The sequence below is a fragment of the Saccharospirillum salsuginis genome (assembly GCF_014651855.1).
Taxonomy (GTDB): domain Bacteria; phylum Pseudomonadota; class Gammaproteobacteria; order Pseudomonadales; family Natronospirillaceae; genus Saccharospirillum; species Saccharospirillum salsuginis.
Genome location: NZ_BMXR01000003.1, coordinates 364,862 through 378,724 on the forward strand (window position 1 = coordinate 364,862; position 13,863 = coordinate 378,724).

Genomic DNA, 13,863 nt, shown 5'->3' on the forward strand with positions numbered 1-13,863 from the left:
CTCCAGAAATGTTAGGGCAGAGAATTGGGATTGGACGTTTGACCCGGGCGGGGACGGAAAGTTCCGCCACTCATTGCCCGAAACGGTTTTTCGATTCAGCGAGATAAGCGACTTCCTCATCGGTCGAAGGACGGTCCAGGCTGGCGTTGCGATGTGGATAGCGACCAAACCGCTCGATGATCGCGCGGTGTTCGTCCGCGGCCCTGGCGAAGCCTTGCAGCAGATCGTCCTGATCCGAGAATTCGGATCGCAACTGTTCAATGGCGGTCTGAAGCGCGTGGTGTAGCGCCAGATCTTCGGAATGCATCAGCGGCATCAGGCAAAACATCCGCCCGCTCAAGGCCAGGCCACCGTAGTGACCATTGTCCCGGGCCTCAAGCGCCCAGCGCTGAGACAGTTCATCCCAGGCGAAGGCCCGGGCCGTACCACGATAGAGATTGCGACTGAATTGGTCGACGAGCACGATCTTCGCCAGGCGACCCTCGGGATGTTCGAGCCAGGCGGCCAACTCGCCCTCGACGGCACGCCGGTGCAGCTCGCCGAAACGTTGTTCAATCTGTTGATCGACGTCGGAACCGCCGCTGAACCAGCGTTTTTGAAATGCGGGTTCCGGGGGTTCCCGGTCGCCGAACCAGAAATCCAGAACCGGTTGCCAGGGTTTCATGGGTGCCTCAGGCGGCCGCTTGGCCTGTCTCCGTATCAGTCTGGGAGTTTAGCAGACTGGCGGCGACCAGCGTCCAGTAGATTTGCAGACTGTTGACCCAATAGTCGCAGTGTTGAGCGATGGTGGCGGCCGTCACCGAATCCTGAGCGGTTGCGCCCCGCAGCAATTGGTCGCTCAGGCTGCGGCCCGGAGCGGCCAGTAACGGCAACGCCGGAATCGGCTTGAGTGCATTCAGCCAGCGGTGGTAGAGCGCCATCAATTGGCGATCCCGGATCCGTGCGGGTTCGGACTCCGTTTCCACCGTCTGCCTGGCCCAGAGGGTCATCTGTTCGGCGTTGTTCAGCGCCAGGTAGACCGCCTTGGCCAGCGGCAGGCTGCGATGGCGCAATGCCGACTCGTCCCAGTACGCGGAGGCCGCCTCACGCCACTGTCGGCTCAAGTGGTTCAGATCCTGCTTCGGCGCCTTCTTGTTCAGCCCGAGCGCGTGGCGGATGGCCGCTTCCTGGTTTTTCAGCGTGGCCCGATAACGCTGTTTGAGCTGGCTGGGTCGGAACCGGGTGGCGGGTGCACTGCCCGTCGGCGGCATTAAAGCCGACGCCGGGAAGGCGTCTCCGGTCAGACGGTGTTTCGCCCGTTGCACAGTCTGGAACTGTTTCCAGGCGGACAACGCCGGAGTGGTGAAAGACCGTGCGCTGTCCCGGTTCAGGGCTTTGCGGTAACCACTGGCATTGGACAGCGCCCAGGTGGCCGGCGCGCTGATGCGAAACAGCCCGGGGCTGTCTTCCTCGGCGTCGCTGTTCGAGGGCGGCGCGGCACGCAGCCAGTCCGACCAAGCCGTCGGTTGAATGGCCAGGTGTTCGCAAAATTGCTGAAATTGGGACCAATTCGCCTCCAAAGGGCCCAACTGACTGCGCAACCGCTGCAATTGTTGAGCAACCTGACGGCCGATCAAGGCGTCGACCATGGTGTGTTGGCGTTGCTCCTGATACTCCAGCATCGGCTTGATCCAGCCGGCCAGGGGGTCGCGAAGCCTGGGAACCCGCCGGGTCAATGCTCGATGCGCGAATTGGAACAGTCCCCATTGCCAGTGATAACCGCGCGGCGCCAGCGCCCCCAGCTGATATGCGATCTCGCCGGCGGTCTGCTGCAGGGTGGTCGCTTCCAGAAACGGCAGGCCCAGTTCCAGTTCGCACTGTCCGCGCAACCACTGCGGGAGGGATTGATGCATCCGGATCAGAGGCGCTTCGCTGACACGCAGGGTGACCACGGAGGGCGCATCCAGGTAATGACTGATTTCATCGCACAGGGTGTAAATCAGATGCTCGGTATCGGCTTCCAGCTTCACCCCGTCGGCCGGTTCGCGGACCGGGCGCAATAACCAGGCCGGCACCAGCAGGGCGGCGGCGATCAAACCCTGCACCGCGGCGGCGACGGTCTGCTCCAGCCAGACGGACAGCGACAACAAGGGTAGCGCCAGCATTAAGGCGATCAACGGCAACAGGACATAGCACAGTGCGGGCACACCGGCCAGAAGCGCCAGGCTCAATCGCGTATCCAATTCCTCGTCCGGATGGTGATAGCGACCGGCGAAATAATGACTCAACCCGCCGTCCAACAAATGGTGGCGCAGTTCCTCGGGCGAGATCTTCTGATTGGCCGCCACGGTCTCGGCTTTCACCATGAGACCGGCGCGACTCAGCTTCCGACCCAGGGCACGGGCTTTTTCCTCGTTCAGATTTCGGGCCAGAATGGTGCGCCGACTGGCCATCAGATCGGCCAGTTGCGCATCGTCGAGCTTGAGCTGTTGCTTGAGCGCGAAACTGAGCTGGGTTTTATTTACGGAGGCGCTGCGAAAGCCTTCGCAGACCAAATGGTAACGGGCGGCGGACATGACGGCTGTCCCGACAATTCATAGTGGATAGGACCGCCTAGAATTCGCCAGTTCAAGCGGGCAGGCAAGGGGAAAATGGTCAGTTTGTGCGTTAGTGCACAGGGGGAGGGCATCCTGCCCATTCCCCCGGACATTCAGTTGGCCAGCATTTGCAGAATTCTGGCCTTGATCATCTCGATCGCCACGCGGTTCTTGCCGCCACGGGGCACGATGATGTCGGCGAATTGCTTGGTCGGCTCGATGAATTCCAGAAACATCGGGCGCACGGTGCGTTTGTACTGCTCGATCACCGAATCCACCGTCCGGCCACGCTCGGAAATGTCCCGGCGCAGACGACGCAGCAGGCAGACATCCAGCGGAGTATCCATGAACACCTTGGCGTCGAGCCGCTTGCGAATGGCCTTGTCGTGCAGAATCAGGATCCCCTCGATGATGATCACCGGGACCGGGCTGAGCGGCCGCTTTTCTTCGGACCGGTTGTGCACGGTGTAATCGTAGATGGGGATATCGACTTCCCGACCCTGGTGCAGTTGGTCGATATGGTCGATCAACAGGTCGTGATCGAAGGCATTGGGATGGTCGTAGTTGATCGCCGTTCGCTCTTCGAACGTCAGGTCGCTTTGTTCCTGGTAGTAGCTGTCTTCCTTGATGATGGCGATGGAATGACCGCCAATGGTGTTGCGGAGTTCTTCGTAGATGGTTCCGGCCAACAGACTTTTTCCGGAGGCGGAGGCACCGGCGATGCCGATAAAGATGGGGGAGACGCTCATGAACAGCTTCCAGCTTGCGGCCCGGTTCGGGCACTGTATTGGGGGTCAGGCTGGGATACCAGTGTACCAACACTGTTCCGTTTTGTCTCTGACCTACCGGTTAGGTTTTGGTGGTTGATTGTAGATTATTCTACGGTGCCGGTGGGTCGTTCGCTCCCTGGTTGCCAGGAATCCGCACCGGGTACCGCGCAGCCCTCTGGCGGTCCGTCAGCGGCCACACCGCCTGCCCCGCACGGACCCTGGGCAACCAGGGTGCAAGCATCCCACTGGCACAACATCAAAACTCTGTTGCGCAATCCGGGTTGTAGGAAAATTACAGGACCCGTGATTCCGAAGGCTACAGGGTCTACAATGGCCGTCCCGAATTCATTGTCACCTTCGAAGGAACTGCCATGTCTGTGATCAAAATGTCTGACCTGGATCTGGCCGGTAAGCGCGTCCTCATCCGGCAGGACCTGAACGTCCCGCTCGACGATCAGGGTAATGTCACCTCCGACCAGCGCATCACCGCCTCACTGCCCACCATCCGGGAAGCCCTCGAACAGGGCGCCAAAGTCATGATCATGTCCCACCTGGGTCGCCCGACCGAAGGTGAATACGAAGAAAAATACTCCCTCGCCCCCGTCGCCGCCCACATGGGCAAGCTGCTCGGCCGCGAGATCCCGCTGGTCAAGGACTGGGTCGACGGTGTCGACACCGACGCCGATGTCGTCATCCTCGAAAACGTCCGCTTCAACGTCGGTGAAAAGAAGAACGACGACGACCTGGCGCAAAAGATGGCCAAACTGTGCGACGTCTACGTCATGGACGCCTTCGGTACCGCCCACCGCGCCCAGGCATCGACACACGGCGTCGCCAAGCACGCCCCGGTCGCCTGCGCCGGCCCGCTGCTCGCCGGTGAACTGGAAGCACTGGCCAAGGCGCTGGACAACCCGGCCCGGCCGATGGTCGCCGTGGTCGGCGGAGCCAAGGTGTCAACAAAACTGACCGTGCTGGAAAGCCTGTCCCAGGTGTGCGACCAGTTGATTGTCGGCGGTGGCATCTCCAACACCTTTGTGGCGGCACGCGGCTATAATGTCGGCAACTCGCTGCACGAGAAGGACCTGATTCCCCAGGCCAAGGCGCTGATGGATAAGCTCGACATTCCCGAACCCATCGACGTGCGTACCGGTAAGGAATTCAGCCCCAAGGCCGAGGCGACGGTCAAGCCGGTCGATCAGGTTCAGGACGATGAGGAAATCATGGACCTGGGCCCAGAAACAGCCGCCAAGTTCGCCGAAGTACTCAAGGGCGCGAAAACCATTCTGTGGAACGGCCCATGCGGCGTGTTTGAATTCGACAACTTCGCCGGCGGCACCCGAGCCATCGCCGAAGCTATCGCGGACAGCGGTGCGTTCTCCGTACTCGGGGGCGGTGATGTGATCGCGGCCGTGCAGAAGTTCGGAATGGAAGACAAGTTTTCCTACATTTCCACCGGCGGCGGCGCTTTCCTGGAGTTCGTGGAAGGCAAGAAACTGCCGGCGGTCGAGATCCTGGAGCAACGCGCCCAGGGTTAACGATCTCCGCCGCCTCGTACCCCGGGGCGGCGGTTGAACCAAAGACCGAGGACCGGTCGTCGCGGCGGGCGGTCCATCAAGCCAATTGAGGAACCGAAGCCATGTCTCAGAAAGTACTCGATGTCGTCAAACCCGGTGTCGCCAACGGCGATGACCTGCAGAAGATCTTTGAAATCGCCAAGGCCGAACAATTCGCGCTGCCGGCGGTCAACTGCGTCGACACCAACACCATCAACGCCGTCCTCGAAACCGCCGCTCGTGTCAAATCGCCGGTTATCATCCAGTTCTCCAACGGCGGCGCCGGCTTCTTCGCCGGTAAAGGCCTGAAACTGGAAGGTCAGGATACCCAGGTTCTCGGCGCCATCGCCGGTGCCAAACACGTTCACACCATGGCCGAAGCCTATGGCGTCCCGGTCATTCTGCATACCGACCACGCAGCCCGTAAGCTGCTGCCCTGGATCGACGGCCTGCTCGACGCCGGCGAGAAGTATTATGCCGAAACCGGCCGCCCGTTGTTCTCCTCGCACATGATCGACCTGTCCGAGGACAGCCTGGAAGAGAACATCGCCACCTGCGCCGAATACCTGGAACGCATGGCCAAGATGGGCATGACGCTGGAAATCGAACTGGGTGTCACCGGCGGGGAAGAAGACGGTGTCGACAACTCCGACGTCGACGCCTCCAACCTCTACACCAAACCCGAAGACGTTGCCTACGCCTACGAAAAACTGAACGCCATCAGTCCGCGTTTCACCATCGCCGCCTCCTTCGGCAACGTCCACGGTGTCTACAAGCCCGGCAACGTCAAACTGACCCCGACCATCCTGCGCGATTCCCAGAAGTACTGCTCGGAAAAATTCGGCCTGCCGCACAACGCCCTCAACTTCGTCTTCCACGGCGGCTCCGGCTCCACCGAAGCCGAAATCGAGGAATCGATCAGCTACGGTGTCATCAAGATGAACATCGACACCGACACCCAGTGGGCCAACTGGGACGGCGTGCGCGAGTATTACCAGCAAAACGAAGGCTACCTGCAGACCCAGATCGGCAACCCCGATGGTGAGGACAAGCCGAACAAGAAGTACTACGACCCGCGCGTCTGGTTGCGTAAAGGGCAGGAAAGCATGAGCAAGCGTCTGGAGAAGACCTTTGCGGATTTGAATGCCTTAGACCGCAACTGATCGTGTTGTAGGAGCGTACTCCGTGCGCGACCGACTTGTGCTTAAGGCATCTCGGGAATCGCGCACGGAGTGCGCTCCTACGTAATTCCTGCATTTGGGTTAAACCTTTAGGCGAGCGACGGATGTGCGGGGTGCTTAAACGGGGATATCTGAGGCATGGATGCCGAGGCTAAGCCTACATGGAAGTATTCACGGCGGCCCCGTTTAAGCACCCCGTGCAGCCGGCGCGGATTTTGGCTTGGACTGTCACAACCAACTGGTTTCCAATCGAAGGCTTTGCCCCTCCAGGTTGGCTTCCATCCAGTCCTCGAGGCGTTGTGTTGCCGCATCCACCTGGCCTCGATCCGTTCCGATGATCACAATGGCCGCCTCGCCCCGATCAGGCTCCGACCAGGGTGCCATGGTAAAGGCCGTATCCGGCTGCTCCCGGCAAAACCGGCGCAACGGACCGAAAGCCCGCTGAAGGTCCGTGGTATTTTGGACATTGGGAAAATAACGCTCAATTTCGACCAATCGAATGTGTAAACTCATGGCTGAATCGTGGATCCGTGTCAATTTTGATATCGTGTGTGCGGACAACCGAAGTATTCAACATCCAGTGAAGGAAACTCGGGAGATGATGGGTAATCAGAGCCAACGCCTGCTTCGAATTGTAGCGGCAATCGCCCTCGGCATGCCAACTCTCCTATGGGCCGAGCCCCACTGGAAAGTCCGAATGGACCCCGCCCTGGCCCTGGCCAACTTTCCCAATCTCGAGGTCGACCGTGCCGTTGGCGACACGCTGTCGTTCGGCTTTATGCTGTGGCACAACAACGGTGACAATCTGTTCGAGCAGGCCCGGACGTCCGCCGGTGTCCGGATGGACTGGTTCGAAGACTCGGTGTTCAGCGCCGGATGGCATTCGAATCTGATCCTGAAAACCGACTGGAACGAAACCGAAATCGATCGCTGGCGGCTGAAAGGTACCCAGACTTACCAGTGGGCCTGGGGGCGTTTCTTTCTGAACGCCGGTATCGGCGTTCAACTGGTAACCGGCTCCGGGGCTGACGAAAGCAGCTACTATGACTACGAATCCTGGCTGTTGCCGGCCTGGGAAATATCCATCGGCCGGTCGTTTTAGGGAGACGTTGGCATGAATCGCTCGCTTGGAGTCCTTTTGCTGATCAGCCTGCTTTCTCCGGGTATCGCATCCGCGGAAGACCGACTCAATATCCGCACCAACCCCTTGATGGCACTGGGTACCGTGGTCAATCTGGAAGTGGACGTTCGCCTCGGTGAGCGCTGGGCGCTCGGGCCGGTGCTGAGCGCCAACGGCACGGAACCGGACTATCACGTCGGGTTGCGTTTGAACCGCTATGAAACCGGGACCTTCGACCAGGGTTGGTTGCTGTCCATGGCGGCGACCGGGGGCTCTGAACTCGGGGACTACAAGGTCGTCAACGACGTCTATACCGATGAGCGCGATCGTGGCTGGAAAGCCGCTCTGGGATTGAATCAGGCCTATCTGTGGCGGTGGGATACCTTCAATACGACAGTGGGCCTGGGTGCTCGGGTCGAATACCATGAACTGCAGGACCGCCTCTCCCTGCATTCCGACGTCCATTTCTCGATCGGGTGGATCCGCTGAACCGGTCCGTAAATCCCACACTACAGGCCGCCGATTGTCTCCCCTTGCACAATGGCGACACGGGCTTGATCGAGAATGTCAATCGCCTAATCTGTAGGAACGCTTTTCCCACCCTCAGCCGCTGATAAGGACCCTCCATGTTCGAGAACCTCCAGGCCATTGGTGTCACCGACACCGACAAAATCGAGAAATACACGCTGCGCACCGAAGGTGCTTACGACATTCTCAAAATCTATTACAAGCGCGACAAGCGGGAAATGTTCGCCCGCAGCGAGAAATTCAAATACCCGCGTCAGCAGAAGCGCGTCAAGGTCGACAGCGGCACCGGCAAGTACATGAACACCACCGAGATTGCCCCGACCCTGCGCTATGTGATCGAGGAGCTGGACGCCATCGCCAAACGCGAGGTGAAGGAAACCGACGTTAAGAAGAAAATCCTCGGCGACCTGCGTCATCTCGAAAAAGTCGTTCAGAACAAGATCGAGGAAATCGAAGCCGACCTCGAGAAGCTGTGACCGCCAGACTCCCTGGCCATCCCCGCCGGGCGTCCCTATACTGGGCGCCCGTTCGTTCCTGATTTTCCCGCGCTGCGTCAGGACGACACCGTCCGTTCCCTGCATTTGTCGTTTTGAGGCCGCTTGTGCTGTCGCTGTTGCTGTTTTCGTTGCAAGTCACCGGACCGATCGCCCTGGTCGTGATTCTGGGGGTTCTGTTTCGCCGTTGGGGCTGGGTCAATGACGCCTTCGTGCAGGGTGGTTCCAAGCTTGTCTTCAACGTGGGTCTGCCCAGTCTGCTGTTCCTGAACATTGTCGGTGCGCGGCCTCAGTCCCTGCCGGGGGGCGGCATCATCCTCTTCGCTCTGATGCTGGTGGCGGGCTGGTTTTTGATTTTGTCCTGGCTGGCCCCCAGGTTGACCGCCCATCGGGACGAGCGTGGCGTTTTTGTTCAGGGCAGTTTTCGCGGCAATATGGGCATAGTCGGCCTTGCCTTCTGCCTCAACGCCTTCGGTGTCGAGGCGGCCTTGCTGGCTTCGGTGTATCTGGCCATCCTGACCCTGGCGTACAACATCCTGTCGGTGATTACGCTCAGCCATTGGTCTTCCCGGCAAACGGCCGGTCATCCGATCGTGGCCGCCATCAAGGACATCCTGCGCAACCCCCTGATCATCGCCATTCTGGTCGCAACCGGCATTGTGCTGCTCGACTGGCCGGTACCCGAGTGGGTGCTGGATACGGGCGATTACTTCGCGCGCATGACGTTGCCGTTGGCGCTGATTTGTGTCGGTGCCAGCCTGTCCTGGCAGGGGTTTGTCGAGGCCGGACGGGTGACGACCTGGGCCTCGGTGTTCAAGCTGGTGGGCATTCCGCTGACCGGCGTGTTGATCGCCCGTTGGCTGGGCTACGGCGGTATAGAACTGGGCGTTTTCTACCTGATGACCGCCGCACCGACGGCCGCCGCGAGTTATGTCATGGTCCGCGCCATGGGCGGCAACGCCAACCTGGCCGCGTCCATTATCGCGACCACGACGGTGTTGAGCCTGGTCAGCACGAGCATAGGCTTGGTCCTGCTGAAGGCTTTGGGCTGGGTATAGGTACTTGGCTTAGGCCGCCAGTTCTTCCTGTTCGTCTTCCAGGGTGAACTTGCCTTTGTCGTTCTTCACCACCCGCCCCACGGCGATGTTCGGATCGTGGGTGAAGAACAGCCGCCCATTGCGGCTCGCCAGGTCCGACAGCAACCGGTGTTTCTCATCGATCAACGCTTCCGGATAGCGGTCGTACCCCATGGTGATGGGCACGTGTACCCAGGCGGTGCCGGGAATCAGGTCCGCCGCGAACACCAGGGGTCCGTCGGGTAAGGTGATTTCGGTCAGTAACATGCCGGGCGTGTGGCCGTCGCTGTGATGAAAGCGGTACTGGTCACCCAGCGTTCTCGAACGGGTGCCCTGAACCCGCTCCACCCGGCCGGTGGCTTCCAGCAGCCCCGGCAATTCCGGTATGAACGAGGCGCGATCACGCGGATGCGGCTTCAGCGCTCGCTGCCAAGCCTGCTCTCCGACCACGTAACGCGCGTTCGGGAACACCAGTTCCGGCTCCTTGCCTTCCTCCCAGACGCTGAGCAATCCACCGGCATGATCGAAGTGCAGGTGCGATAACACAATGATGTCGATGTCTTCGGGCGATACGCCCAGATCGGCCAGATTGGCCATCAATCGATGGTCGCTTTCCTGAACGCCGAACCGGTCTTTCTTGTCCGGCGGGAAGAAGGCGCCGACGCCGGTCTCGAACAGGATGGTGCGATCGTCCTCTTCGACCAGCAGACACCGGCAGTTCAGTTCAATCCGGTTCAGGTCGTCGCACGGGTACCACCGCTGCCAGAGCGCCTTGGGTGCGTTGCCGAACATGGCGCCGCCGTCGAGTTTTTGGGAATTGCCCAGTACAGATCGCACTTTCATGTCGGTCGTCTCCTGCGGAGGTTGTTTATGTTATCGGGGTGCCCTGAACCCGCAACGGCTGCACGGGGTGCTTATTCAGGGTCGCTGTAAACCCATCCATGGGCGCTTGGCCTCGGCATCCTGCCTCGGACATCCCTGAATAAGCACCCCGCGCATCCGCTGCTTGCCAATGGTGGTTGCTCGAATCCAATAAAGATTCAGGCTAAGAGCACCTGGCTCAGTCGCCAAGACTTTAGTGAGTGAGGAGTAGGGTTGAGAGCGTCAATAGGGCGTTACGTGTTTGAAGGGAAGCCCCTGAGCGTCAGGGGCGTCGGCGTTTGGGGGAGAGGGGTTTGACGTTGGTGTCCGCGCGGGACTTGGCGGGATTGGTGTCGGTGACCAGGCGGTCCAGCTTGTCGTCGATGCGCTCCAGGGCGGTGGCGATGCGCTCGAGTATGGGCGCATAGGCGGCGTCGGTGTCGATGGCCGGGTCGAGTGTCGGGGGCAGGCCGCCTGAAGGATTGGCCACGTCGTCCGGGTCCAGGCCGAAGGATTCGCCCATCAGGTCGTGGCGGATCTCGACGAGATCAAGCGGGTCGATGGTGGTGCGGTCCTCGGAGTAGGCACAGAGCATCAGGCCGTCGCACAGTTTGTTGATCAGACGCGGGATGCCTTTGCTGATCTCATTGATCTGCTTGATGGTGTCGGCGTCGAACAGGGTGTCGCCTTCGTAGCCGGCGATGAACAAACGGTGATCGATGTATTCGCCGGTCTCCTTCAGTGTGAGGCCGGCGAGGTGGAAGAAGAGTTTGACCCGTTGGGAGAGCTGGGGAATCTGGGCGATGTGTTTTTTCAGTTCGGGCTGGCCGAGCAGGATGACGCGCATAACCGGGCCGCCGGCGCCTTCGAGGCCGGCGAGCATGCGGATGTCTTCGAGGTTTTCCTGGCTGAGGTTCTGGGCTTCGTCGACGGCGAGCACGACGGGAATGCCGCGTTCGGACATGGTCTGCAGGTAGTCGTTGATGGCGAACAGCATGGAGACTTTGTTGGTGTCTTTGACGGGCAGACCGGCCTGGCGGACGATGAGGTGGAAGAGGTCGTCCGCTTTGAGGTTGGTGTAGGCGATATGGAACAGTTTGAGGTCTTTGCTGAGGCCGCGCATGAGCTTTTTTAGCAGGGTGGTTTTGCCGGAGCCGACTTCACCGCTGATGACGACGAACCCTTCGGGGCTCCATACGGCGGAGTCCATGTAGACGAAGGCGCGTGAGTGCTGCTGGCTCATGTAGACGAAGTCGTCTTCCGGGGCCATCCGGAAGGGGTGCCGTTGCAGACTGAAATGTTCAAGATACATGCTGACAGTGTCCTTCGGTTGATGGCTTGGTTGGTTTTGTTGCCGGGAACCTGTACCAACCGCCCGGGATGCTCTTCCAGGGACCGCTGTACATACATCCATGTACGCTTACTTCGGCCCGGGCTGGCGCACCAGTCCATGGCTCAGATGCCGATGTGTCGGACCACCCTTCCAGAGCATCCCGGGCGGTCGGTACTAGTCTAAGGTACCTGCTCAATCCATGACCTACCTTCATAGGTTAAATCTCGTAATACTCCCGATACCACTCAACAAAACGATCCACTCCGGTTTGGATGGGGGTGGTCGGTTTAAAACCAACGGCGCTCTCCAGGGCCGAGACGTCGGCGTAGGTGGAGGGTACGTCGCCGTCCTGCATGGGCATGAGGTTGCGAGTCGCTTTGCGGCCGGCGGCTTGTTCGATCGCTTCGACGAAGTCGAGCAGGTGCACCGGTTGGTTGTTGCCGATGTTGTAGAGGCGATAGGGCGCATAGCTGGTGTCGGGGCGTGGCTTTTGGCCGGTCCAGTCAGGATCGGGTTCGGCAATGTGGTCGCTGGCGCGAATGACGCCTTCGATGATGTCGTCGATGTAGGTGAAGTCGCGCACCATGTCGCCGTTGTTGTAGAGGTCGATCGGTTGACCGGCCAGGATGTTGCGGGTGAATTTGAACGGGGCCATGTCGGGTCGTCCCCAGGGGCCGTAGACGGTGAAGAAGCGGAGGCCGGTGGTGGGAATGTTGTACAGGCTAGAGTAGGTGTGGGCCATCAGTTCGTTGGATTTCTTTGAGGCCGCGTACAGTGAAACGGGGTGGTCGACGTTGTGTTGTTCGCTGAACGGCTGGGCTTCGTTGGCACCGTAGACGGAGCTGGAGGAGGCGTAGGTCAGGTGCGGGACCTGTTGGTGTCGACAGCCTTCCAGGATGTTCAGAAAGCCGACGAGGTTGGCCTGGACGTAGACGTGCGGGTTGTCGATGGAGTAGCGCACGCCGGCCTGGGCGGCCAGGTGGATGACACGGTCGAACTGGTGACTTTGGAACAGCGCTTCCATGCCCGGCCGGTCGGCGACGTCGAGGCGATGGAATTCGAAGGCATCGGAGGGCTGCAGTCGGGCGAGCCGGGCTTCTTTCAGGCTGACGTCGTAGTAGTCGTTGAGGTTGTCCAGACCGACAACGGTGTCGCCCCGGGCCAACAGGGCCTGGCTGAGATGGAAACCGATGAATCCGGCCGCGCCGGTCACCAACACCTTCATGTCTTTCTCCTGTACGGGTTGCCCGACCGTTCAGGTCAGGCGAATCATTTCGTTGTGGTGCAGCATGACCTGTTCGGGTTGCTGCTGATGGTAGCTGTCGCTGACGGTGGTGAACCGGAAGTCGTTGAGTAACCGCTCGAGGCGACCGTAGCATTTGTCCAGATTGGTGTAATGCCGGAATCGGGACAGCCAGCTGGCGCTATTGTAACGCGGTTGGTCGGGATCGATCTCCCAGGGATGCAAATAAAACATCTGTGGGTAGCGACCGTTCTCGCTGGCTTGTCGGAACAAGGCTTTGAACAGTGGGTAGGGGAACTGGCGAAAGTAGCCGCCACCGGCCGCGGGCAGGGTCGTGCCCAGTACTTTGGCGGTGGTCAGTGGGAATTCCCGGATCAGACCTCCGTTACCGGTGCGAATCGTGTAGGGCCCGCGTGGTGAATTGGGAATGCCGTAACGGTCGTGCCGTATTGGGAAGATGCTGGAGTCCCAGGTGAACCCGAGCTCTGTCAGGATGTCGAGTGCCCAGAGCGAGTCGTGGGTGATGGAGTAGCTGGCCGCCCGATAGCCGGTCACCGGCTGCTGCACGATGTCTTCCAGGAGCGCCTTGGAACGCCGGGTCTCCTCGGTGAAGACGGCCGGTGTCTGGGAATAGATCAACTGGTGGCTGTAGCCGTGCGAGGCGATCTCGTGACCGGCATCCGCCAGTTTGCGAATCAGGTCGGGATAGCGTTCGGCGACCCAGCCCAGTACAAAAAAAGTCGCCTTGGTGTCGACGCGTTCGAACAATTCGAGCAGTCGTTCCGTGTTCCGTTCAACGCGGGAGGGAAGCGAGCCCCAATCCGAAGGGTCGATGACTTTGGCCAGGGCGGCCACGTGAAAGTAATCTTCCACGTCGATACTGAGGGCGTGCCGGATGTCGGACTGAGTGTCGGAAAATTTTACAGTCGAGTGGCTGTCCATGGCTGACGTAACTCCCTGTACTTCATGGTGGCGGACTGTCCTAGCATACTGGTTGCCTGCCGGGATTTCACTACTCTTGTGTGGATTGGCCGTAGTTCGGGTGAGGCGACCGAGCGTTGCGTTGGACCAAGCCTCGGAGCAGGCATCTTCGGACAAGGGCTGGTGCCTGAAAACTACTTTGAATTT

Annotated in this window: 14 protein-coding genes; 6 read left to right on the plus strand and 8 right to left on the minus strand. The window is 60.0% G+C overall.

Features of this window, described 5'->3' with window-relative positions; translation table 11 throughout:
• Nucleotides 1-70: 70 nt before the first annotated feature.
• The 3 genes from IE111_RS07890 to udk form a co-directional block, all read right to left on the minus strand.
• A complete protein-coding gene (locus tag IE111_RS07890) occupies nucleotides 71-664 on the minus strand; it encodes a DUF924 family protein (protein WP_189608001.1) in 594 nt (197 codons plus the stop codon).
• 7 nt (nucleotides 665-671) lie between these two features.
• A complete protein-coding gene (locus IE111_RS07895) occupies nucleotides 672-2,555 on the minus strand; it encodes a hypothetical protein (RefSeq protein ID WP_189608002.1) in 1,884 nt (627 codons plus the stop codon).
• Between the two features lie 134 nt (nucleotides 2,556-2,689).
• Complete coding sequence (gene udk / locus IE111_RS07900) at nucleotides 2,690-3,325, minus strand: uridine kinase (protein WP_189608003.1); 636 nt, start codon at nucleotides 3,323-3,325, stop codon at nucleotides 2,690-2,692.
• 392 nt (nucleotides 3,326-3,717) lie between these two features.
• Between udk and IE111_RS07905 the strand changes: the two genes are divergently transcribed.
• Together IE111_RS07905 and fbaA are read left to right on the plus strand one after the other, a co-directional pair.
• On the plus strand, nucleotides 3,718-4,881 hold the full coding sequence (locus IE111_RS07905; RefSeq protein ID WP_189608004.1) for a phosphoglycerate kinase: 1,164 nt from the start codon (nucleotides 3,718-3,720) through the stop codon (nucleotides 4,879-4,881).
• Nucleotides 4,882-4,982: 101 nt separating this feature from the next.
• Complete coding sequence (gene fbaA, locus IE111_RS07910) at nucleotides 4,983-6,062, plus strand: class II fructose-bisphosphate aldolase (protein ID WP_189608005.1); 1,080 nt, start codon at nucleotides 4,983-4,985, stop codon at nucleotides 6,060-6,062.
• 246 nt (nucleotides 6,063-6,308) lie between these two features.
• Here fbaA and IE111_RS07915 read toward each other — a convergent pair whose 3' ends face one another.
• Entirely contained in the window at nucleotides 6,309-6,593 is a 285-nt protein-coding gene (locus IE111_RS07915) for a hypothetical protein (RefSeq protein ID WP_189608006.1), read from the minus strand.
• Between the two features lie 184 nt (nucleotides 6,594-6,777).
• On the opposite strand from IE111_RS07915, the gene IE111_RS07920 reads away from it, so the two are divergent.
• The 4 genes from IE111_RS07920 (at nucleotide 6,778) to IE111_RS07935 (ending at nucleotide 9,280) form a co-directional block, all read left to right on the plus strand.
• On the plus strand, nucleotides 6,778-7,182 hold the full coding sequence (locus tag IE111_RS07920) for a hypothetical protein (protein ID WP_189608007.1): 405 nt from the start codon (nucleotides 6,778-6,780) through the stop codon (nucleotides 7,180-7,182).
• Between the two features lie 12 nt (nucleotides 7,183-7,194).
• A complete protein-coding gene (locus IE111_RS07925) occupies nucleotides 7,195-7,689 on the plus strand; it encodes a DUF3575 domain-containing protein (protein WP_189608008.1) in 495 nt (164 codons plus the stop codon).
• A gap of 137 nt (nucleotides 7,690-7,826) precedes the next feature.
• A complete protein-coding gene (locus tag IE111_RS07930; RefSeq protein ID WP_189608009.1) occupies nucleotides 7,827-8,204 on the plus strand; it encodes a DUF3461 family protein in 378 nt (125 codons plus the stop codon).
• Nucleotides 8,205-8,329: 125 nt separating this feature from the next.
• On the plus strand, nucleotides 8,330-9,280 hold the full coding sequence (locus IE111_RS07935) for an AEC family transporter (protein ID WP_189608010.1): 951 nt from the start codon (nucleotides 8,330-8,332) through the stop codon (nucleotides 9,278-9,280).
• 9 nt (nucleotides 9,281-9,289) lie between these two features.
• Here the strand turns inward: IE111_RS07935 and IE111_RS07940 are convergent, their stop codons facing one another.
• The 4 genes from IE111_RS07940 to IE111_RS07955 all read right to left on the minus strand — a co-directional run bounded on the left by IE111_RS07940 (nucleotide 9,290) and on the right by IE111_RS07955 (nucleotide 13,677).
• Nucleotides 9,290-10,141, minus strand: coding sequence for an MBL fold metallo-hydrolase (locus IE111_RS07940; protein ID WP_189608011.1), 852 nt, complete (start codon nucleotides 10,139-10,141; stop codon nucleotides 9,290-9,292).
• A 301-nt stretch (nucleotides 10,142-10,442) separates the two neighbouring features.
• Nucleotides 10,443-11,471: an ExeA family protein gene (locus IE111_RS07945; protein WP_189608012.1), complete on the minus strand. Its 1,029-nt coding sequence runs from the start codon at nucleotides 11,469-11,471 to the stop codon at nucleotides 10,443-10,445.
• A gap of 238 nt (nucleotides 11,472-11,709) precedes the next feature.
• Nucleotides 11,710-12,717, minus strand: a complete 1,008-nt coding sequence (locus IE111_RS07950; RefSeq protein WP_189608013.1) for an NAD-dependent epimerase — start codon at nucleotides 12,715-12,717, stop codon at nucleotides 11,710-11,712.
• 30 nt (nucleotides 12,718-12,747) lie between these two features.
• Nucleotides 12,748-13,677 carry an XrtA system polysaccharide deacetylase gene (locus tag IE111_RS07955; protein ID WP_189608014.1) on the minus strand — a complete coding sequence of 310 codons (930 nt, stop codon included), beginning with the start codon at nucleotides 13,675-13,677 and terminating at the stop codon, nucleotides 12,748-12,750.
• Nucleotides 13,678-13,863: the final 186 nt, after the last annotated feature.